The 18,692-nt window shown below is 69.7% G+C and carries 17 protein-coding genes; 10 read left to right on the top strand and 7 right to left on the bottom strand.

Annotation, left to right across the window (positions count from 1 at the left end; translation table 11 throughout):
- Nucleotide 1 precedes the first annotated feature (1 nt).
- A complete protein-coding gene (locus tag QM728_RS10125; RefSeq protein ID WP_415032877.1) occupies nucleotides 2-613 on the bottom strand; it encodes a TetR/AcrR family transcriptional regulator in 612 nt (203 codons plus the stop codon).
- A gap of 262 nt (nucleotides 614-875) precedes the next feature.
- On the opposite strand from QM728_RS10125, the gene nrdH reads away from it, so the two are divergent.
- From nrdH to nrdE, 3 genes are read left to right on the top strand one after another with little or no spacing between them, the layout of a single operon-like run.
- Nucleotides 876-1,115 (top strand): glutaredoxin-like protein NrdH, encoded by a 240-nt coding sequence (gene nrdH / locus QM728_RS10120; RefSeq protein WP_415031891.1) that lies wholly within the window; start codon nucleotides 876-878, stop codon nucleotides 1,113-1,115.
- A gap of 17 nt (nucleotides 1,116-1,132) precedes the next feature.
- Nucleotides 1,133-1,576: a class Ib ribonucleoside-diphosphate reductase assembly flavoprotein NrdI gene (gene nrdI, locus QM728_RS10115; protein ID WP_415031890.1), complete on the top strand. Its 444-nt coding sequence runs from the start codon at nucleotides 1,133-1,135 to the stop codon at nucleotides 1,574-1,576.
- A gap of 49 nt (nucleotides 1,577-1,625) precedes the next feature.
- The gene (gene nrdE / locus QM728_RS10110) at nucleotides 1,626-3,818 is read left to right on the top strand and encodes a class 1b ribonucleoside-diphosphate reductase subunit alpha (protein WP_415031889.1); all 2,193 of its coding nucleotides are present in this window, start codon (nucleotides 1,626-1,628) and stop codon (nucleotides 3,816-3,818) included.
- 67 nt (nucleotides 3,819-3,885) lie between these two features.
- On the opposite strand, the gene QM728_RS10105 is transcribed toward nrdE, so the two are convergent.
- Entirely contained in the window at nucleotides 3,886-4,332 is a 447-nt protein-coding gene (locus tag QM728_RS10105) for a hypothetical protein (protein ID WP_415031888.1), read from the bottom strand.
- 542 nt (nucleotides 4,333-4,874) lie between these two features.
- On the opposite strand from QM728_RS10105, the gene nrdF reads away from it, so the two are divergent.
- Nucleotides 4,875-5,876 carry a class 1b ribonucleoside-diphosphate reductase subunit beta gene (nrdF, locus tag QM728_RS10100; RefSeq protein WP_415031887.1) on the top strand — a complete coding sequence of 334 codons (1,002 nt, stop codon included), beginning with the start codon at nucleotides 4,875-4,877 and terminating at the stop codon, nucleotides 5,874-5,876.
- Here nrdF and QM728_RS10095 read toward each other — a convergent pair.
- Both QM728_RS10095 and QM728_RS10090 read right to left on the bottom strand, forming a co-directional pair.
- Nucleotides 5,873-6,655, bottom strand: a complete 783-nt coding sequence (locus QM728_RS10095) for a hypothetical protein (RefSeq protein ID WP_415031886.1) — start codon at nucleotides 6,653-6,655, stop codon at nucleotides 5,873-5,875. The genes nrdF and QM728_RS10095 overlap by 4 nt on opposite strands.
- On the bottom strand, nucleotides 6,655-9,591 hold the full coding sequence (locus QM728_RS10090; RefSeq protein WP_415031885.1) for a DEAD/DEAH box helicase: 2,937 nt from the start codon (nucleotides 9,589-9,591) through the stop codon (nucleotides 6,655-6,657). The genes QM728_RS10095 and QM728_RS10090 overlap by 1 nt, the downstream gene beginning before the upstream one ends.
- Before the next feature lie 85 nt (nucleotides 9,592-9,676).
- Here QM728_RS10090 and QM728_RS10085 point away from each other — a divergent pair, with 85 nt between their 5' ends.
- The gene (locus QM728_RS10085; RefSeq protein ID WP_415031884.1) at nucleotides 9,677-10,231 is read left to right on the top strand and encodes a DinB family protein; all 555 of its coding nucleotides are present in this window, start codon (nucleotides 9,677-9,679) and stop codon (nucleotides 10,229-10,231) included.
- On the opposite strand, the gene QM728_RS10080 is transcribed toward QM728_RS10085, so the two are convergent.
- Nucleotides 10,228-11,160, bottom strand: a complete 933-nt coding sequence (locus tag QM728_RS10080) for an ABC transporter substrate-binding protein (protein ID WP_415032876.1) — start codon at nucleotides 11,158-11,160, stop codon at nucleotides 10,228-10,230. The two genes, QM728_RS10085 and QM728_RS10080, sit on opposite strands and share 4 nt — an antisense overlap.
- A gap of 197 nt (nucleotides 11,161-11,357) precedes the next feature.
- Between QM728_RS10080 and ctaD the strand changes: the two genes are divergently transcribed.
- Genes ctaD through QM728_RS10065 form a run of 3 tightly spaced genes read left to right on the top strand, consistent with a single transcriptional unit; the run spans nucleotide 11,358 to nucleotide 15,073 of the window.
- Nucleotides 11,358-13,058, top strand: a complete 1,701-nt coding sequence (gene ctaD / locus QM728_RS10075; protein ID WP_415031883.1) for a cytochrome c oxidase subunit I — start codon at nucleotides 11,358-11,360, stop codon at nucleotides 13,056-13,058.
- A 3-nt stretch (nucleotides 13,059-13,061) separates the two neighbouring features.
- On the top strand, nucleotides 13,062-14,303 hold the full coding sequence (gene serB / locus QM728_RS10070; RefSeq protein WP_415031882.1) for a phosphoserine phosphatase SerB: 1,242 nt from the start codon (nucleotides 13,062-13,064) through the stop codon (nucleotides 14,301-14,303).
- Between the two features lie 2 nt (nucleotides 14,304-14,305).
- Nucleotides 14,306-15,073, top strand: a complete 768-nt coding sequence (locus tag QM728_RS10065; protein WP_415031881.1) for an aminoacyl-tRNA hydrolase — start codon at nucleotides 14,306-14,308, stop codon at nucleotides 15,071-15,073.
- Here the strand turns inward: QM728_RS10065 and QM728_RS10060 are convergent.
- Together QM728_RS10060 and QM728_RS10055 are read right to left on the bottom strand one after the other, a co-directional pair.
- Nucleotides 15,030-15,788 (bottom strand): DUF1906 domain-containing protein, encoded by a 759-nt coding sequence (locus tag QM728_RS10060; protein WP_415031880.1) that lies wholly within the window; start codon nucleotides 15,786-15,788, stop codon nucleotides 15,030-15,032. The two genes, QM728_RS10065 and QM728_RS10060, sit on opposite strands and share 44 nt — an antisense overlap.
- Nucleotides 15,789-15,886: 98 nt before the next feature.
- The gene (locus QM728_RS10055; RefSeq protein WP_415031879.1) at nucleotides 15,887-16,900 is read right to left on the bottom strand and encodes an LLM class flavin-dependent oxidoreductase; all 1,014 of its coding nucleotides are present in this window, start codon (nucleotides 16,898-16,900) and stop codon (nucleotides 15,887-15,889) included.
- A gap of 93 nt (nucleotides 16,901-16,993) precedes the next feature.
- Here QM728_RS10055 and QM728_RS10050 point away from each other — a divergent pair, with 93 nt between their 5' ends.
- Complete coding sequence (locus QM728_RS10050) at nucleotides 16,994-17,806, top strand: ABC transporter ATP-binding protein (protein ID WP_415031878.1); 813 nt, start codon at nucleotides 16,994-16,996, stop codon at nucleotides 17,804-17,806.
- A gap of 75 nt (nucleotides 17,807-17,881) precedes the next feature.
- Complete coding sequence (locus QM728_RS10045) at nucleotides 17,882-18,691, top strand: NUDIX hydrolase (protein WP_415031877.1); 810 nt, start codon at nucleotides 17,882-17,884, stop codon at nucleotides 18,689-18,691.
- Nucleotide 18,692: the final 1 nt, after the last annotated feature.

Here is an 18,692-nt window from a genome sequence, read left to right as displayed (position 1 = left end):
GTCAGCCGGCGATGGAGATGGCCAGTTGCTCCCACTGCTGGACGATCTCCGCGGTGGACAGCCCCTCGACGTCGGAGAGGAACGCCGCCGCGTCCGCGTGGAGCGGGGCCTCGAGGGCGAGGGCGGCGACTTCGGGGCGGGCGACGCCGAGTTCGATCAGCAGCATGCGGACGTGCGTGGTGGACGCCATGACGACGGGCATCGTGTAGCGCTGCATGCCGCCGGCCTCGAGCGCCTGGTTGAGGATGTCGCGGTGGGCGAGGGTGTGCTCGAGGCGGGCACGGCCGTAGGCGAGCAGGCGCTCGAGCGGCGGGGCGCCGGGGCCCAGCGGGGGAGGGCCGAACAAGAAGCCGTGCTGGAGTTTGCGCTCGTCGTGGTCGATGAGTGCGCGCATCAGGCCGGTGCGGCTGCCGAAGCGGCGGAAGACGGTGCCCTTGCCGACGCCGGCCGCCGCCGCGACCTCGTCCATGGTGACGTCGGCGGCGCCGCGCTCGGCCACCAGTCGGGCCGCGGCGTCGAGGAGGCGGGCCCGGTTTTGCGCGGCATCGGCCCGCTCGTCGCGCTGCGCCAGCAGGTCGTCGCCCACCAGGGGCGTCCCGCCGCTCTCGCCGATATCCACGTCATGCAGGGTAGCCGCCCCGGGCGATCGGCACGTTCGGGTGACCGATGGCGGTGGTGCGGGAGTGTCTGGTGGGACGGCGCCGCGCGACACGCCGGACACGCCGAGACACGCCGGGAAAATGTGGACGAGCGAGCCCCCGACCTGCGAGTTTCATAATTGTAATTCACAACTTCTAGTGTTCATCGCCAATGTCAGACACAAGGTGTAGTGTTCTGGGTACTTCAAACGACATCGATGGAATTCGGAGCTGATGATGGCAATCACCGTCTACACCAAGCCGGCGTGCGTGCAGTGCAACGCCACCTACAAGGCGCTGGACAAGGCCGGTGTCGAGTACCAGGTCATCGATATCTCCGAGGATGCCGAGGCCCGTGACTACGTCATGGCGCTGGGCTACCTGCAGGCCCCCGTCGTCGTCGCCGGGGACGAGCACTGGTCGGGCTTCCGCCCCGACCGCATCAAGGCGGTCGTCGCCGCCACCGCCTCCGCGTAGCGAACGGGCCTCCGGTCATGTCGCTGTCGGTCGTCTACTTCTCGTCGGTGTCGGAGAACACGCACCGATTCGTCGAGAAGCTGGGCCTGGCGGCGATCCGCATCCCCGTTCACGACCGCGACGAGGCACCGCTGCTCGTTGACGAGCCGTACGTGCTGATCACGCCGACCTACGGCGGCGGGCGCAGCGCGACGACCACGGCCGGCGGCGGCTACGTGCCCAAGCAGGTCATCCGCTTCCTGAACAACCCGCACAACCGTTCGTTGATCCGCGGCGTCATCGCCGCGGGCAACACCAACTTCGGGCCGGAGTACTGCCGGGCCGGCGAGATCATCGCCGCCAAGTGCCAGGTCCCGTACCTGTACCGATTCGAACTCATGGGCACCACCGACGACGTCGAGCGCGTCCGCGAGGGTCTCGGCGAGTTCGCGACCACCAGCGGCGAACTGCTCGCCACCTAGTCCCCGTCAGTCCCGATCCAGCAAGATCCCTTCCCACCAGGAGTCCATCGTGTCGTCGCCCACCTCCACTTCCGACACCGCCTCGGCCAGCCAGTCCGGCGTCCACCCGAGCCCGTCGGGGCATGAGCCGGGGGAGCTCGACTACCACGCGCTCAACGCGATGCTCAACCTGTACGACGCGGACGGGAAGATCCAGTTCGACAAGGACAAGCAGGCGGCGCGCCAGTACTTCCTGCAGCACGTCAACCAGAACACGGTCTTCTTCCACAACCTGGACGAGAAGCTCGACTACCTGGTCAAGGAGAACTACTACGAGCCCGAGGTCCTCGAGCGCTACAGCCGTGACTTCGTCACCGAGCTCTTCGACCACGCGTATGCCAAGAAGTTCCGCTTCCCGACGTTCCTCGGCGCGTTCAAGTACTACACGAGCTACACGCTCAAGACGTTCGACGGCAAGCGCTACCTGGAGCGCTTCGAGGACCGCGTCTGCATGGTCGCGCTGACCCTGGCCGACGGCGACGAGGTGCTCGCCCGAGAGCTCGTCGACGAGATCATCTCCGGCCGTTTCCAGCCGGCGACGCCGACCTTCCTCAACTCGGGCAAGAAGCAGCGCGGCGAGCCCGTCTCCTGCTTCCTGCTCCGCATCGAGGACAACATGGAGTCGATCGGCCGCTCGATCAACTCGGCGCTGCAGCTGTCCAAGCGCGGCGGCGGCGTGGCCCTGCTGCTGAGCAACATCCGCGAGCACGGCGCTCCGATCAAGAAGATCGAGAACCAGAGCTCGGGCGTCATCCCGATCATGAAGCTGCTGGAGGACTCGTTCTCCTACGCCAACCAGCTCGGTGCCCGCCAGGGCGCCGGCGCGGTGTACCTGCACGCGCACCACCCGGACATCTACCGCTTCCTGGACACCAAGCGCGAGAACGCCGACGAGAAGATCCGCATCAAGACGCTGTCGCTGGGCGTCGTCATCCCGGACATCACGTTCGAGCTGGCCAAGCGCAACGACGACATGTACCTGTTCAGCCCGTACGACGTCGAGCGCGTGTACGGCAAGCCGTTCGCCGACATCAACGTCTCGGAGAACTATCACGACATGGTCGAGGACAAGCGCATCCGCAAGACCAAGATCAAGGCGCGCGAGTTCTTCCAGACGCTGGCCGAGCTGCAGTTCGAGTCGGGTTACCCGTACATCATGTTCGAGGACACGGTGAACCGGTCGAACCCGGTCGACGGCAAGATCACCCACTCCAACCTTTGCTCGGAGATCCTGCAGGTGTCGACGCCGTCGACCTTCAACGACGACCTGTCCTACTCGCACATCGGCAAGGACATCTCCTGCAACCTGGGGTCGATGAACATCGCCAAGGCGATGGATTCGCCGGACCTCGGGCAAACCATCGAGGTTGCGATCCGCGGCTTGACCGCCGTTGCCGATCAGACGTCCATCGACTCGGTGCCGTCGATCAAGCTCGCCAACGACCGCGGCCACGCGATCGGCCTCGGCCAGATGAACCTGCACGGCTACCTGGCCCGCGAGCGCATCTTCTACGGCAGCGAAGAGGGCGTCGACTTCACGAACATCTACTTCTACACCGTCCTCTACCACGCGCTGCGGGCGTCGAACCGCATCGCGAAGGAGCGCGGTTCGGCATTCGAGGGCTTCGAGCGCAGCAAGTATGCGAGCGGCGAGTTCTTCGACAAGTACACCAATCAGGTGTGGGAGCCGCAGACGCAGAAGGTGCGCGACCTGTTCGGCGAGGCCGGCATCCACATCCCGAACCAGCAGGACTGGCGGGAGCTGAAGGAGGCCGTTCAGCGCGACGGCATCTACAACCAGAACCTGCAGGCGGTGCCGCCGACCGGTTCGATCAGCTACATCAACCACTCGACGAGCTCGATCCACCCGGTCGCGGCGAAGATCGAGATCCGCAAGGAAGGCAAGATCGGCCGCGTCTACTACCCGGCGCCGTACCTGACGAACGACAACCTGGAGTACTACCAGGATGCGTACGAGATCGGCTACGAGAAGATCATCGACACCTACGCGGCCGCGACCCAGCACGTCGACCAGGGCCTGAGCCTGACGCTGTTCTTCAAGGACACCGCCACCACCCGCGATGTGAACCGCGCGCAGATCTACGCGTGGCGCAAGGGCATCAAGACGCTGTACTACATCCGCCTGCGCCAGATGGCGCTCGAGGGGACCGAAGTCGAGGGCTGCGTCAGCTGCATGCTCTGACCTGCTGAAACGCCAACGTTGGGCCCGATCTTCGGATCGGGCCCAAGGTGGTTTCAGTCCTGTTGGCTCAGTACAGGTAGACGACCGAGTTCGAGCCGCCGCGGCAGACGACGAGCTTGCCGCGAGGGGCGCAGTTCATCGGGATGCGCACCTTCTGCTGGGGGGCCCAGCCGTTGGCGACGCGCTTGCCGCCCATCGGCCCGCCCTTCAGGTAGGCGGTGCGCACGCTGATCGCGAACCGGCAGCTGGCCAAGTGGCCGGCCGGTACCGCGACACCGGTGACCCCGGGGCAGCGCTTGGCGCCGGCGGGCAGCTTCGGCGGCGCCGGCGGTGCGACGACCGACGGGGGCGGCGCGGGCGTCGAACTTTCCGCGGCCTTGGTGTCGGACCCGTTCGATTTCACCGCAGCGACGACGCCCCCGGCGCCCAGGCCGACGAAGATCGCCGCGAGCAGTACGACCAGGCCGCGCCGACGCTTCGGTGCTGGGGCGTTGTCGGCATCGTCTGCGACCATCGCCTCGGTGTCGTTGACGTCGTCGTACTCTGGCTCGGCAGGCGGTCCGGGTTGCCAGGCCGGGGGGCCCGACTGCGGTGCCGGCCCGGGTTGCCATGGCGGCGGCCCGGACCGGGGCGGCGGGCCTGGGCGCGAAGGCGGCGGCGGACCCGGTTGTCCCGTCGGCGCCGGGCCGGGGTGACTCATCGGTGCCGGTCCCGGCTGCCACGGCGGCGGACCGCTTTGCGGCGGAGCGGACGGCGGCGGACCCGGCCGCGGCGGGGACCCGGGCGTGGGTGGGAACGGCCCGGGAGCCGGCGGACCGTCGTCCGGCGGTCCGGCGGGCCCTCGGTTCGGATCGAAGTCAGTCATTGATGCGTCCCCTCGTATGCGCGTATATATGTGATCTTAAGGCGCGAACCGCCCCGACACGCTGATTGCGACACGCCCAAAAGGGACAAGACACACCATCTTGTGGTCCTGCTTGACGCCAGGCGCAACGGGTAGTGTTGGTCGCACTCCCTCCGGGGTCTGAAAATCGTCTGCGAAACAACCGAGGTGTCATGTCTGCGACCGCCCACAGCCCCGCCGATGGCGCGCCGATCAAGCTGGTCAGCCGGGTCTCTGCCATCAACTGGAACCGCGTCCCCGATGAGAAGGACGCGGAGGTTTGGGATCGCCTGACCGGCAACTTCTGGCTGCCGGAGAAGGTGCCGGTGTCCAACGACATCCCGTCGTGGAACACCCTCACCGAGTACGAGAAGCAGCTCACCATGCGGGTCTTCACCGGCCTGACCCTGCTCGACACCATCCAGGGCACCGTTGGCGCCGTGTCACTCATCCCGGACGCCACCACCCCGCACGAAGAGGCGGTGCTGACCAACGTCGCCTTCATGGAGTCGGTCCACGCCAAGAGCTACAGCTCTATCTTCTCGACGCTGTGCTCGACGAAGGAGATCGACGAGGCGTTCCGCTGGTCGGAGGAGAACGAGAACCTCCAGCGCAAGGCGAACATCGTCATGGACTACTACCGCGGCGACGACCCGCTCAAGCGCAAGGTCGCCTCGACGCTGCTGGAGTCGTTCCTCTTCTACTCGGGCTTCTACCTCCCGATGTACTGGTCGTCGCGCGCCAAGCTGACGAACACCGCCGACCTGATCCGCCTGATCATCCGCGACGAGGCCGTGCACGGCTACTACATCGGCTACAAGTACCAGCGCGGGTTGGAGACGCAGACGCCGGAGCGCCGCCAGGAGCTCAAGGACTACACGTTTGAGCTGCTCTTCGACCTCTACGACAACGAGTCCGACTACACCGAGACCCTCTACGACGAGGTCGGTCTCACCGAGGACGTCAAGAAGTTCCTGCGCTACAACGCGAACAAGGCGCTGATGAACCTCGGCTACGAGGCGATGTTCCCCCGCGACGAGACCGACGTGAACCCGGCGATCCTCTCGGCGCTGTCGCCGAACGCCGACGAGAACCACGACTTCTTCTCGGGTTCGGGCAGTTCGTACGTCATCGGCAAGGCCGTCAACACCGAAGACGAGGACTGGGACTTCTAGGTCCCGACGCCTCGGCTCCGACCGCCGAGGTGCTCGTACATCGCGGCCAACTCGTCGGCGGCCTCCGCGACGTCCAATGCAGCGATGCCCGTCGCCCGCAGCGCTTGGCGCAGCAGCGGCGCCTCGAATTCGGTGAACGCGTGGAAGTCGGTCAACGTCGGCGCGTCGGGCAGGGCGGCCCGGTCGCCGTAGAAGTCGTCGTCGACGACCCGGCCGGCGTCGACGACGTGCCCACGATCCGGCGCGTCTGGTTCCGGTGTCCCATTGGCCAGTGCGAGCAGCTCGGCCAACGGCGCGCCCATCACCGCCAACAGCACCGAGGGATCGTGGTCGATCTGTGCCGCGACTTCGTACGCGGTGGCCAGGACGTGGATGCACCGGTCGTCGATCGGGCACGTGCAACCGGCGACGGCGTCGGCCGCCTCGGTCGGCGCGACGAACTCGAGCAGCCCGACCGGTTGGCCCCCGCGCGCCACGTCGGTGAGATCGCCCAGGCGTCCCGCCGCACGCAGCAGGCCGACGACGGTGGGCGCATCGACGGTCCGCAGTTCGATGGTGACCTCGAACGGGTCGAGCTGGCTGCCACTGACCGATGAGGTGATCCGCCCGCCGTCGACGGTTAGCCCGTGGACGTGTCGGTCGCGAAAGTAGCTGCGCGCCTTACTCATTCGGCGCGAATCGGCAGCGGCGAAGGCGCGCAGGAACGCCGCGCCCCACGGCGTGACCCCGTAGGAGCGCGACGGCGCGCGCCGACTCCGACCGCTACTCGCGCGCGCCACTACTCGCTCACCGCCTCGTCGCGCAGGGCCAGCAGATCGAAGACCTCGTCGTCGGCCAGGTCGGCGAGCCAGCTCTCGCCGGCCGAGACAGTGAGCGCCGACAGCTCGCGTTTGGCGGTGATCATCTCGTCGATCCGCTCCTCGAGCGTGCCGACGCAGACGAACTTGCGGACCTGGACGTGTTGCTCCTGGCCGATCCGGTAGGCGCGGTCGGTGGCCTGGTCCTCGACGGCCGGGTTCCACCATCGGTCCGCGTGCACCACCTGGTTGGCGGCGGTGAGATTGAGGCCGGTGCCACCGGCCTTCAACGTGGCGAGCAGCAGCGGCGGGCCGGCCTCGGATTGGAATTCGGCGACCAGCCGGTCCCGCTCGGTGCGCGCCAGGCCGCCGTGCAAGACGGGGATGTCCGCGTTGAGCACGTCGGACAGCCATGGCGCGAGCAGGTGTGCGAATTCGGCGAACTGGGTGAACACCAGCATGCGGTCGCCCTCGTCGACGGCGGTGGCGGCGAGGTCGGCGATCAACTCGACCTTGCCGGAGCGGTGCTCGCCGCCGCGATTCATCGTCGACCCGTCGGCGAGGTAGTGCGCGGGGTGGTTGCAGACCTGCTTGAGGCGGGTCAGCGCCGCGAGGACCGTGCGCCGCCGCAACGCACGCTGCCGCTTGTCGGTCAGCGCGGCCATGAGTTCGTCGACGACGGCCCGGTACAGGGCGGCCTGCTCGACGGTGAGGTTGGCGCGCACGGTCAACTCGGTCTTCGCGGGCAGGTCGGGCGCGATCTCCGGATCGGTCTTGGTCCGGCGCAGCAGGAACGGCCGGGTGATCGCGCGCAGTCGTGCCGCGGCGGCGGCGTCGCGCTCGCGCTCGATGGGTTCGGCGAAGCGGGCCTTGAAGGTCGACGCCGAGCCGAGCAGGCCCGGATTGACCAGGTCGACGACGGCTCGCAGGTCTTCCAGGCGGTTCTCGACGGGCGTACCGGTGAGCGCGACGCGGTGCCGCGCGCGAATGGTGCGCAGGGCCTTGGCGGCCGCGGTGGCGACGTTCTTGACGTGCTGTGCCTCGTCGACGACGAGGCGCTGCCACGGGCGGCCGTCGGCGGCGGGGGAGGCGAGCAGGTCGCCGTCGCGGGTCGCGATGGCGAACGTGGTCACCACGACGTCGGCGTCGACCACCGCCCGCCGGAAGGCCTCGCCGCGCAGGCGGTCGGGCCCGTGGTGGACCGTCACGCGCAGGTCCGGGGCGAAGCGCTCCAGTTCGCGCGCCCAGTTGCCGACCAACGACATCGGACACACGATCAGCGTCGGACCGGACTCGCGCACCGACGCTCGCTCGAGACACAGCAGGGCGATGACCTGGATCGTCTTGCCCAGACCCATGTCGTCGGCGAGCACGCCGCCGATCCCTTGGCCGGACAGGTGCGCCAACCAGTCGAGCCCGCGACGCTGATACGGGCGCAGTTGCGCGTGCAGCTCCGGCGGCGGCTCCACCGGTTCCGGGTGGGGCGGGCGACCGGCGGCGACGTCGTCGAGCCAGCCGAGGCCCGGCGCGGCGACGATCGGGACGGGCGCCCGCGTCTCGGCGACCCCGGTGATCAGGGCCAACAACTCGCGCGCGGTCGTGGCGGGATCGGCCGCGGCCGCCGCGCGCTGCTCGGTGATGAACCGTGCGGCCCGGGTCAGCGCCGCGTCCTCGGCCAGGACCCAGACGCCGCGGATGCGCACGAGGTCGCCCTTCTGACGGGCCAATTCGTCGATCTCGGCCTGCGACAGCTCGCGCGCGCCCGGGCCGTCGCCGAGGGCGAGGCGCCATTCGAAGTCGGCGAGGTCGTCGAGCCCGACGATCGCGGCCCGCCCGGTATTGGTGGCGACCGGGTCGGCTCGCGCGCGCAATCCCGGGCGGACCGTCGCGATGCTGCGGGGCAGGAGCACGGTGAACCCGGCCTCGCGCAGCGCTGCCGCCCCGGCGCCCAGGAACTCGTCGGCGCCCTCGGTGCCCAACAGGAAGTCGAGCGACTGCGGATCGGTGTCGGCATCGCGAAGGATCGGGCAGGCGGCGAGGACGTCCGCCAGCGCCGAGGTGATGTCCTCCAACTCGGGGCCCGACACCCGGTGCGGGGCGACGGCGACGATCGCGCCCGTCGCATCGCGGCGACACACCTCCACCCGCCACAACGGGGGCAGATCGCGATCGGTTTCGCCCGGCCCCGGCTCCGCCGGCAGGTGCAGGCGCAGCACCACCGCCGGTTCGTCGGCGCCGGCACTGGACGACCAGCGGCCCCACGCGGTGAGCGCGGTCGGACCGCGGTCGCCGGGCAACGGCCGTGGGGCGTCGACCAGGTCGTCGAGCAGGGTGGGCCGCGGCGTCGCCGCGCGCAGCCGCTCACGACAGAGCGCATCGGTCATCTCCGCGACGAAATCGGCGACCGCATCCCGACGGCTGCCGGCGTGCGGGTCGTTGCGGGTCAGGGCGTCGGGACAGCGGTCGAGCATCGCCGCCAACCACGACCGCCAGCGCGGGGTGTCGACGAGCTGCCAGCGCAGCAGGTGTTCGCCGTCGACGACGCAGACGGCGGGTGCGACGGCCCCCGCGTCGACCGCTGCGCGCACTCCGTCGAGCAGGCGCCGGTAGTAGCGGAGGTCGCCACCGGCGGCGGCGTCGGCGGGGTCGAGGTTGGCCAGTGCGGCCAGCGCGGTGGTCCGGCCGAGGACGACGCAGGGCCGCATGGTCCGCGTCCCGTCGGCGCCGACCAGGTCGAGTGTGCGGCGGGGAGCCCGGTCGACCAGGTGCTCGGCCAGTGCCGCGGGCACCTCGCCGACGGCGAGCGGTTCGTCGTCGCGGCCGGGTCCGGTCCGCCACAGCGCCAGACCCAGGCCGGGGCGCCACAGCGCGCGGAGCGCCGGACCCGTCGGCGGTGCGACGGGGGCGGCGGCTGGCATGGACGCCACTGTATCGAGCGACCCGGACAGGCGGTCCGGTCGCGCGCGGCGCCGGCACGCCGACATGCGCCACTAAGCTGGTCCCATGGCCACCGACACCAAGGACTGGAGCGTGTTCGCGGCGCAGCGCTGCGACGAGTGCGGCTTCGACGCATCCACGCTCGACCGGGACGAGCTAGCGCCGGCCGTGGTGAGCGCGACCGCGGACTGGGCGGACTATCTGCGCGACGTGGACGAGGAAACCGCGCGGCAGCGTCCCGCGCCGCAGGTCTGGTCCCCGCTGGAATACGGCGCCCACGTGCGCGACGTCGTCCGGCTGTTCACCGATCGCGTCGGCCAGATCCTCACGACCGACTCGCCCGCGTTCGCGGGATGGGACCAGGACGCCGCGGCGGTGGCCGCCCGCTACAACGACCAGGACCCCGCGATCGTCGCCGAGGAGATCTCCGCCGACGGGGAGCGGCTGGCCCGCCTCGTCGTCGGCATCGACGACGACGGATGGGAGCGCGCCGGAACGCGCGACGGGCAGGAGTTCACCGCCGAATACCTGCTGCGCTACCTGGTGCACGACGTCGTGCACCACCGCGACGACGTCGACCGGCCCACTACCGGCGCGGCAGCCGGCGACACCGGCGACTAGTACTCGGCCGAGTTCCCGGCGAGCGACTTCTTCAGGTCGGCGAGCACGAGCGTCGCCGCGGCCAGGCCCGATGCCCGGTACCAGACCTCGTCGTCGACGCCGAGGACGCGCTTCCACGTCGGGGCGCCCATGTCGAGCCAGCGGTCCGACAGCAGCACCTTCTTGCCGTGCTCAAGCCCGTCGGGTTCGAAGCTGACGTAGATCAGGTCGCCGTCGGCGACGGTGAAGTTGTCGTCGGTGACCTTCAGCGGCTCGGCTCCGCGCTGGCCCGCCGGGCGCTGCACGCCGACGAGCGAGAGGATCTGGCCGGCGAAGCTGCCGGTGCCGGCGATGGTCTCCGAGTCGGGGCCGAAGCGCACCAGCGAGACCTGCGTGTGCGGGGCGTCGCGGAGCTTGCCGACGGCGTCGGCCTCGGCGCGGAACTCGCGCAGCCGACGGTCGGCGGCGGCGGGACGGCCGAGCGCGGCGGCGACGGCCTTGAACGACTCCTCCCACCCGGCGGCATCGATGCCGACCGAGCGGACCCCCTTGAACGCCGCGCCGGCGCCGGCGGTCTTGGTCGTGGTCAGCACCAGGTCGGGCTTCGCCGCGGCGACGTCGCCGCTGTTCGGCGCGGTCCCGATCGCCGGCACGGCCGTCAGCTGCGGGCCAAGGTAGGCGGGCACCGAGCCCGGCGCGGCGGTGACCGCAACGACCTTGCCGCCCAGCCCGAGCGCGCACACGGCGTCGAGCAGGGCGGGGTCGGTCACGACGACGCGCGCGGGGTCGCGCCCCTCGGCCGGAGCGGGGGAGGAACAGGTCTTCGAGTAGTCCCGCGCCGGGTGGACGAGGTTAACCTCGGCGATGCGCGTGGTGGAGGTCGAGATGGGCTTGCCGTCGGGGGTGCGCAGGATGTCGTCGCCGTTGCCGCAGGCGGCGAGCAGGGACATCCCGGTGACCGCGGCGAGGACGGCCGCACCGGTGTGGCGAAGGATTCGAGGCACGGTCAAACGCTAGCACTGGCGGCCCGCCACCTGCGGCGACGGCGCAGCCGGAAATCAAATACGACACTTCGTAGGACCTCCGGTCCCAATACGAGTGCCCAGGGTCTAGGATTGGCCGTAACACTCGCCCTCGAGGAGGAATAGTGACCGCGGTCGACCAGCCCAGCACCCAGCAACTGGCCCCAGTGCGCCCGTACCCGGAGCGCCACCAGCCCAAGGGCTCGTTCCTCTACAAGGTGCTGACCACCACCGATCACAAGCTGATCGGGATGATGTACATCACCGTGTGTGTCGCCTTCTTCATGATCGGCGGCCTGATGGCCCTGCTGATGCGCGCCGAGCTGACCCACCCGGGCCTGCAGTTCCTCTCGAACGAGCAGTTCAACCAGCTGTTCACCATGCACGGCACGGTCATGCTGCTGATGTACGCGACGCCAATCGTCATCGGCTTCGCCAACTTCATCCTGCCGCTGCAGATCGGTGCGCCCGACGTCGCGTTCCCGCGCCTCAACGCCTTCGGTTTCTGGCTCTTCCTCTTCGGCTCGACCGTCGCGCTCGGCGGCTTCCTCACCCCGGGCGGCGCCGCTGACTTCGGCTGGACCGCCTACGTGCCGCTGACCAACGACATCCACTCGCCCGGCGTCGGTGCCGACCTGTGGATCATGGGCCTGGGCGTCGGTGGTCTCGGCACCATTCTGGGTGCGGTCAACATGGTGACCACCGTGGTGTGTCTGCGCGCCCCCGGCATGACGATGTTCCGGATGCCGATCTTCACCTGGAACGTCCTCGTCGCGAGCCTGCTCATCCTGCTGATCTTCCCGCTGCTGACCGCCGCGCTGCTGGGTGTCGAGGTGGACCGTGCCTTCGGGGCCCATCTGTTCGACCCGGCCAACGGCGGCGTGATCCTGTGGCAACACCTGTTCTGGTTCTTCGGCCATCCCGAGGTGTACGTCCTGGCGTTGCCGTTCTTCGGCATCGTGTCGGAGGTGTTCCCGGTCTTCGCGCGCAAGCCGCTGTTCGGCTACACCGGCCTGGTCTACGCGACCCTGTCGATCGCCGCCCTGTCGGTCGCGGTCTGGGCGCACCACATGTTCGTCACCGGCTCGGTGCTGCTGCCGTTCTTCTCCTTCATGACCTTCCTCATCGCGGTCCCGACGGGCCTGAAGTTCTTCAACTGGATCGGCACCATGTGGAAGGGGAAGATGACCTTCGAGACACCGATGCTGTGGGCGATGGGCTTTATCGTCACCTTCCTCTTCGGCGGCCTCACCGGCGTGCTGCTGGCCAGCCCGCCGATCGACTTCCACATCTCGGACACCTACTTCGTGGTGGCGCACTTCCACTACGTGCTGTTCGGCACGATCGTGTTCGCGACCTTCTCGGGCATCTACTTCTGGTTCCCGAAGATGACCGGCCGCATGCTCGACGAGCGCCTCGGCAAGATTCACTTCTGGCTGACCTTCATCGGCTTCCACCTGACCTTCCTGGTGCAGCACTGGCTGGGCAACCAGGGCATGCCGCGCCGCTACGCCGACTACCTGCCGTCGGACGGCTTCACGACGCTGAACATGATCTCGACCACCGGCGCCCTGGTCCTCGGCCTCTCGGCGCTGCCGTTCCTGTGGAACGTCTTCCGCAGCTACCGCTACGGCGAGGTCGTGACCGTCGACGACCCGTGGGGCTTCGGCAACTCGCTCGAGTGGGCGACGTCCTGCCCGCCGCCGCGGCACAACTTCACCGAGCTGCCCCGGATCCGTTCGGAGCGCCCGGCGTTCGAGCTGCACTATCCGCACATGATCGAGCGCATGCGCGACGAGGCCCACGCGGGCTCCGGCGGCCACTGACAGGTGGGGCAGCCGGGTACGCCCTCCGTCCTCATCACGGTCAGCGGGCCTGACCGTCCCGGAGTCACCTCCGTCCTGATGGGCGTGCTGGCCCAGGCCGGCGTCGAGCTGCTCGACGTCGAGCAGGTCGTGATCCGCGGGCGCCTCACCCTCGGGGTGCTGGTCTCCGCGGTCACCGATGTCGAGGACCTCACCGACCGGGTCGACGAGGCCATCGCCGCCGCCGGGTTGATCGCCGAGGGCTTTGCGGTCCACGTCGAGTCGGGGAACAACGCCGTTGCGCAGCCGCCGTCCACCCATGCGGTCGTCGTGCTGGGCAGCCCCGTCACGGCGCGCGCCTTCCGCTCTTTGGCCGCCGCCCTGGCCGCCAAGGACGTCAACATCGACTCGATCCGCGGCGTCGCGGATTACCCGGTCACCGGGCTCGAGCTCATGGTGAGCGTCCCCGCCGACACCGAACTCGCCGACTCCGCACTGCGCGAGACCCTCGTCGAGGTCGCCGGCGCGCACGAGATCGACATCGCCGTCGAGCGCGCCGGGTTGGCCCGGCGGGCCAAGCGGCTCATCGTCTTCGACGTCGACTCCACGCTGATCCAGGGCGAGGTCATCGAGATGCTCGCGGCCAAGGCCGGGCGGGAATCGGAGGTCGCCGCCGTGACCGCCGCGGCGATGGCCGGCGAGATCGACTTCGAGGAGTCGCTGCACCGCCGGGTCGCCGCTCTGGCGGGCCTGGACGCCGGCGTCGTCGACGAGGTGGCGGCCACGCTGGAGCTGACCCCCGGCGCGCGGACGACCATCCGCACGCTGCGCCGCCTCGGCTACCGCTGCGGCGTCGTGTCCGGCGGATTCGAGCAGGTCATCAAACCGCTCGCGAAGGAGTTGAACCTCGACTTCATGCGCGCCAACACCCTGGAGATCATGGGCGGCAAGCTGACCGGCAGGGTCGTCGGGGAGGTCGTCGACCGGCCGGGGAAGGCACGCGCACTGCGCGCCTTCGCCGACGAGGCCGGGGTGCCGCTGGAGCAGACCGTCGCGGTCGGCGACGGGGCCAACGACATCGACATGCTGGGCGCCGCCGGATTGGGCATCGCGTTCAACGCCAAACCCGCGCTGCGCGACGTCGCCGACACCGCGCTGAGCCACCCGTTCCTCGACGCGGTGTTGTTCGTCCTCGGAGTGACCCGCGACGAGATCGAGGCCGCCGACGCGGTCGACGGCACGTTGCGCCGCGTCCCCCTGGATTAACCGTGCCCTCCCGGGAAGCCGTCGCCGCGAACCACGCGCGCTTGGCCCGCTATCTCGACGCACCCGATCACGGCGACCCCGACGATCCGGCGCAGATCTGGGCCATGCAGCTGGCGCTGCGGGTGGAGAAGGCCGATCCGCCCGAGCGCCACGGACTCCTCGTCGCCGCGGCGCGCGCCGTCGCCGCGCTCTGCCTCGACGAGCGCAGCGCGCCGGGCGGACCGTGGGCGGAGCCGATGGACGCTTGGTGCGACGCGCGGATACGCAAGATCGCGCGGCGCGCCCGCGGGGCACAGTGGACCGCGGCGCAGCAGGTGTGGGGCCTGACCGTCGACGACGGGGAGTCGGCGCGCGCCTTCGTCCCGACGCGGGTCGGCGAGGTCGACCAACGGATCCGCAAACTGCAGATCGAGGGCACCGACGTTCCGGGGGACCTGCCGGGCGAGCCCGACGACGATGCCGGCGGGCTGGTGCTGTGGGTCAACCCGGGGCTGGCCATGACCGTCGGCAAGACCGCGGCGCAGGTCGGGCACGCGGCGATGCTGGGGGTGTCGCTGCTGACCGTCGACGAGACGTATCAGTGGTTGCTCGACCGCTGCCCGCTGTCGGTGTGCGAGCCGTCGCCGCGGCGGTGGGCCGAGCTGCTCGCCGAGGAGGCGCGGGGGAGTGCGGTCGCCGTGCGCGATGCCGGGTTCACCGAGATCGCGCCGGGTTCGGTGACGGTGATCAGCTCCCGGCCACCGTCGACCACTGGCCGTAGTTCGGCTTGAGGATGGTGTTGACGTCCACCTCGCAGCCGCCGACGTACTTCTGGCCGGGGATCTGGTGGATGTGTGCGGAGGGGTGCAGGTAGCCCTTCGGCGTGCCCCAGTCGTGCTGCCAGAACCAACTCGCCAGTCCGGCGTTGACCGCCCACTGGATCGTCGGCGCGTTGGCGTAGATGCCGGTGCGGGCGTGCCCGATGACCGACTCCCACCCCTTGATGTACGGGGCGATCTTGCTGGTGAACTGGCTCTGCGACGGGTTGTCGTCGATGGAGGCGTAGATCGGCGCATCAGCGGGACCGCCGGCCGCGTTGTGGATCTCCAGCCCGCGCTTGGCGTGCTTCACGCCGGCGTCGTAGCCGCCGAGCCAGTCGGCGGTCTTGGCCTTGCCGAACTGGTAGTTGGAGACGACGGTCAGTCCGGCGGCGCGCATCGACACCGCTTCGGGGGCGGTGAGCGGCTTGGCCTTCATGAATTCGGCGCCCGGGCGGCGATCGGAGACGTAGCGGACGACGCCCAGGTGGCCGGCGGATTTGATGGCCAGCGGTGACGGAACCGCCTTCGAGTAGTCCAGCAGCGTGCCGTGGCTGGTGCCCCTGGCCAGCGAGGCGGGCAGGCTCGGGGCGGCGACGACGAGGCCGGAGTTCAGCACGGTGACGGCGGTGGCGCCGGCGGCTCCCGTCGCGGCGGCGGCGAGGAACTGTCTGCGATTGATTGGCATTCCTCAAACGTAACGTCGGCCCCACCCGTCACACCAGGGTTGTTGGCGGTCGGTGATCCGATCTCTACCTGGGCTTAATCAGGGGCGACCCCGGTTGCTCAGCGTCCGGGCGCCAGATTCACGACGGTGTCGAACCACGCTTGGCGGTCCGGGGCCAGCGAAGCGACGATCAACTCGTCGGCGTCGGCGTGCTTGGCGAAGTCGCGCAGCTTGTCCTGCACGTCGGCCGGGGTGCCGACGGCGGCGTAGCGCATCATGCCCGCGACCTGCTGTCCGACGGGCGAGTCGATCAATTGCTCGGCCTCGTCGTCGGTGATCTTCCGGTGGTGGGCGACGAGGTGTTTGATGCGCTGCAGCACGGCTTGGTGGAGCTGCTCGGCGGCGAACTCGGCGTCGTCGATGGCGACCGCGGTCGCTCCGGCGATCACGTAGGGCTCGCTCTGGCCACCGCCCGGCAGCGGGGCCGGCTGGAAGTCGCGACGGTAGAGCGCCACGGCCTCGGTGAGGGCCTGCGGCGCGAAGTGCGAGGCGAAGGCGTACGGCAGCCCGAGTGCGGCGGCGAGCTGGGCGCCGAACAACGACGACCCCAGGATGTAGAGGTCGACGTTGGTGCCGGCGCCGGGGGTGGCGCGCACTCCGGCGACGCGGGACTCGTCACGCAGGTAGCCCTGGAGCTCGAGGACGTCGCGCGGGAACTGCTCAGCGGCGGCATGGGTGCGCCGCAGCGCGGCGAAGGTCGCCTGGTCCCCGCCGGGCGCGCGGCCCAGGCCGAGGTCGATGCGCCCCGGGTACAGCTCGGCGAGGGTGCCGTACTGCTCGGCGATGGTGAGGGGCGAGTGGTTGGGCAGCATGACCCCGCCGGCGCCGAGGCGGATGTTCTCGGTGTGGGCCGCCATGTGGGCGATCAGCACGGCCGGCGCCGCCGACGCGATGGCCGACATGTTGTGGTGCTCGGCGTACCAGAGGCGCCGGTAGCCGGTGGTGTCGGCGAACTTCGCCAGGCGCGTCGAATGGGCCAGGGATTCGCGGACCGTTTCGCCGGGCCCGACTTGGGCCAGATCGAGGATGGATAGCGGTACGCCGACCGGCGAGGAAGAAGGTGCAGAAGCCACGTCAGAGTCAGCGACCGGGCGCGACCCGGTATTCCCGCGCGACGCGCGGCATCCGGTACGGCGCCCCGGCCGGTGATCCGGCACGATAGGGGTGTGACCACCGAACTGCCCGATCCCGATCTGCTCCTCGACTTCCGCGACGTCTCGTTGGTGCGCGGCGGCAACACGCTCGTCGGGCCGGTCAACTGGCAGGTGGAGCTCGACGAGCGGTGGGTCATCCTCGGCCCGAACGGTGCCGGCAAGACGTCGCTGCTGTCGATCGCGGCGGCCCGGGCGCACCCGACGAGCGGCATCGCCTTCGTGCTGGGCGAGCGCGTCGGCCGGGTGGATCTGCGCGAACTGACCACCCGGGTCGGCGTGACGGGCGGCAAGGAGGTCGAGCGAATCCCGCCGGACGAGATCGTCGAGGACCTGGTGATCTCCGCCGGATACGCGGTCCTCGGCCGCTGGCGCGAGAACTACGACGACATGGACCGCGGCCAGGCGTTCGCCACGCTCGAATCACTCGGGGCCGACCACCTGGCCAAACGCACCTACGGCACGTTGTCGGAGGGGGAGCGCAAGCGCGTGCAGATCGCCCGCGCGCTGATGACCGACCCCGAGCTCCTACTCCTGGACGAACCGGCCGCCGGCCTGGACCTGGGCGGCCGCGAGGAACTGGTGGACCGGTTGGCGCAGCTCGCCGCCGACCCCGATGCCCCGGCGCTCGTGCTCATCACGCACCATCCGGAGGAAATACCGCCGGGGTTCACCCATGGCATGCTGCTGTCCGAGGGCGGGGTTGTCGCCCAGGGACTGCTGGGCGACGTGTTGACGGCGCAGAACCTGTCGACCGCCTTCGGCCAGCAGATCGCGCTCGACGTCATCGACGGCCGCTACTTCGCCCGCCGCGCGCGGGGCCATTGACCGCACCTTCCGCTACAACGGCACGACTGGTGAGGGTGGCTACACGCCCAACTGATCACCGGTAACGTACGCGGCATGACTGAAACCGCAGCCCCGTTGCGCGATGCGTCGACGGTGGTCTTGGTCCGCGACGGTGCCGACGGGATCGAGGCGTTTCTCCAGCGCCGCGTCCAGGCGATGGCCTTCGCCGGCGGGATGACGGTCTTCCCGGGCGGCGGCGTCGATGAGCGCGACGCCGAAGCCGACCTCGCGTGGATCGGCCCCGAGGTCACCTGGTGGGCCGAACAGTTCTCGACGTCCCCGACGTCCGCCCAGGAGCTGGTGTGCGCGGCGGTGCGCGAGACCTTCGAGGAGTGCGGCGTCCTGCTGGTGACGCACGCCGACGGTTCCGCGCCCGACGTGGCGGCGTTGATGCCGGCGCGCGCCGCCCTGGAGAGCCGTGAGTTGTCGTTCGCCCAGTTCCTCCGCGAGCACGACCTCGCCCTGCGGGCCGACCTGCTGCGCCCGCTGGCGCACTGGATCACGCCGAAAATCGAGAAGCGCCGCTACGACACCCGCTTCTTCCTCGCCGAACTTCCCGCCGGGCAGGACGCCGACGCGGAGACCTCCGAGGTGGAGGAGGCCCAGTGGTACCCGGCGGCGCGGGCGCTCGACGACTGGACCGCGGGGAAACACTTCCTGCTGCCGCCCACCTGGACCCAGCTGCGCGAGTTGGCGGCCCACGACTCGGTGGCCGACCTCTTCGCGGCCAAGCGGGAGATCAAGCCCATCGAGCCGGGCACGCCCAACGACGATTTCGAGGGCCTGCGCTTCACCCATGCTGACGAGTACTTCGCGTCGATGAACCCCCGGGCCCGCGAATTGTTCTTCAACCGCAAGCCCTGAC

It is taken from the genome of Gordonia sp. (in: high G+C Gram-positive bacteria) (assembly GCF_047602025.1).
Lineage (GTDB): Bacteria > Actinomycetota > Actinomycetes > Mycobacteriales > Mycobacteriaceae > Gordonia.
The sequence above is the reverse complement of the archived record's forward strand: the minus strand, read 5'-3'. Positions and strand labels throughout refer to the sequence as shown.

What these genes read in the sequence shown, in the direction of transcription:
- nrdH (WP_415031891.1), top strand. Translation starts at nt 876, where the DNA reads ATGGCAATCACCGTCTACACCAAGCCGGCGTGCGTGCAGTGCAACGCC.
- nrdI (WP_415031890.1), top strand. Translation starts at nt 1,133, where the DNA reads ATGTCGCTGTCGGTCGTCTACTTCTCGTCGGTGTCGGAGAACACGCAC.
- QM728_RS10105 (WP_415031888.1), bottom strand. Translation starts at nt 4,332, where the DNA reads ATGGTCGCAGACGATGCCGACAACGCCCCAGCACCGAAGCGTCGGCGC.
- nrdF (WP_415031887.1), top strand. Translation starts at nt 4,875, where the DNA reads ATGTCTGCGACCGCCCACAGCCCCGCCGATGGCGCGCCGATCAAGCTG.
- QM728_RS10090 (WP_415031885.1), bottom strand. Translation starts at nt 9,591, where the DNA reads ATGCCAGCCGCCGCCCCCGTCGCACCGCCGACGGGTCCGGCGCTCCGC.
- QM728_RS10085 (WP_415031884.1), top strand. Translation starts at nt 9,677, where the DNA reads ATGGCCACCGACACCAAGGACTGGAGCGTGTTCGCGGCGCAGCGCTGC.
- QM728_RS10080 (WP_415032876.1), bottom strand. Translation starts at nt 11,160, where the DNA reads ATGTCCCTGCTCGCCGCCTGCGGCAACGGCGACGACATCCTGCGCACC.
- QM728_RS10060 (WP_415031880.1), bottom strand. Translation starts at nt 15,788, where the DNA reads ATGCCAATCAATCGCAGACAGTTCCTCGCCGCCGCCGCGACGGGAGCC.
- QM728_RS10045 (WP_415031877.1), top strand. Translation starts at nt 17,882, where the DNA reads ATGACTGAAACCGCAGCCCCGTTGCGCGATGCGTCGACGGTGGTCTTG.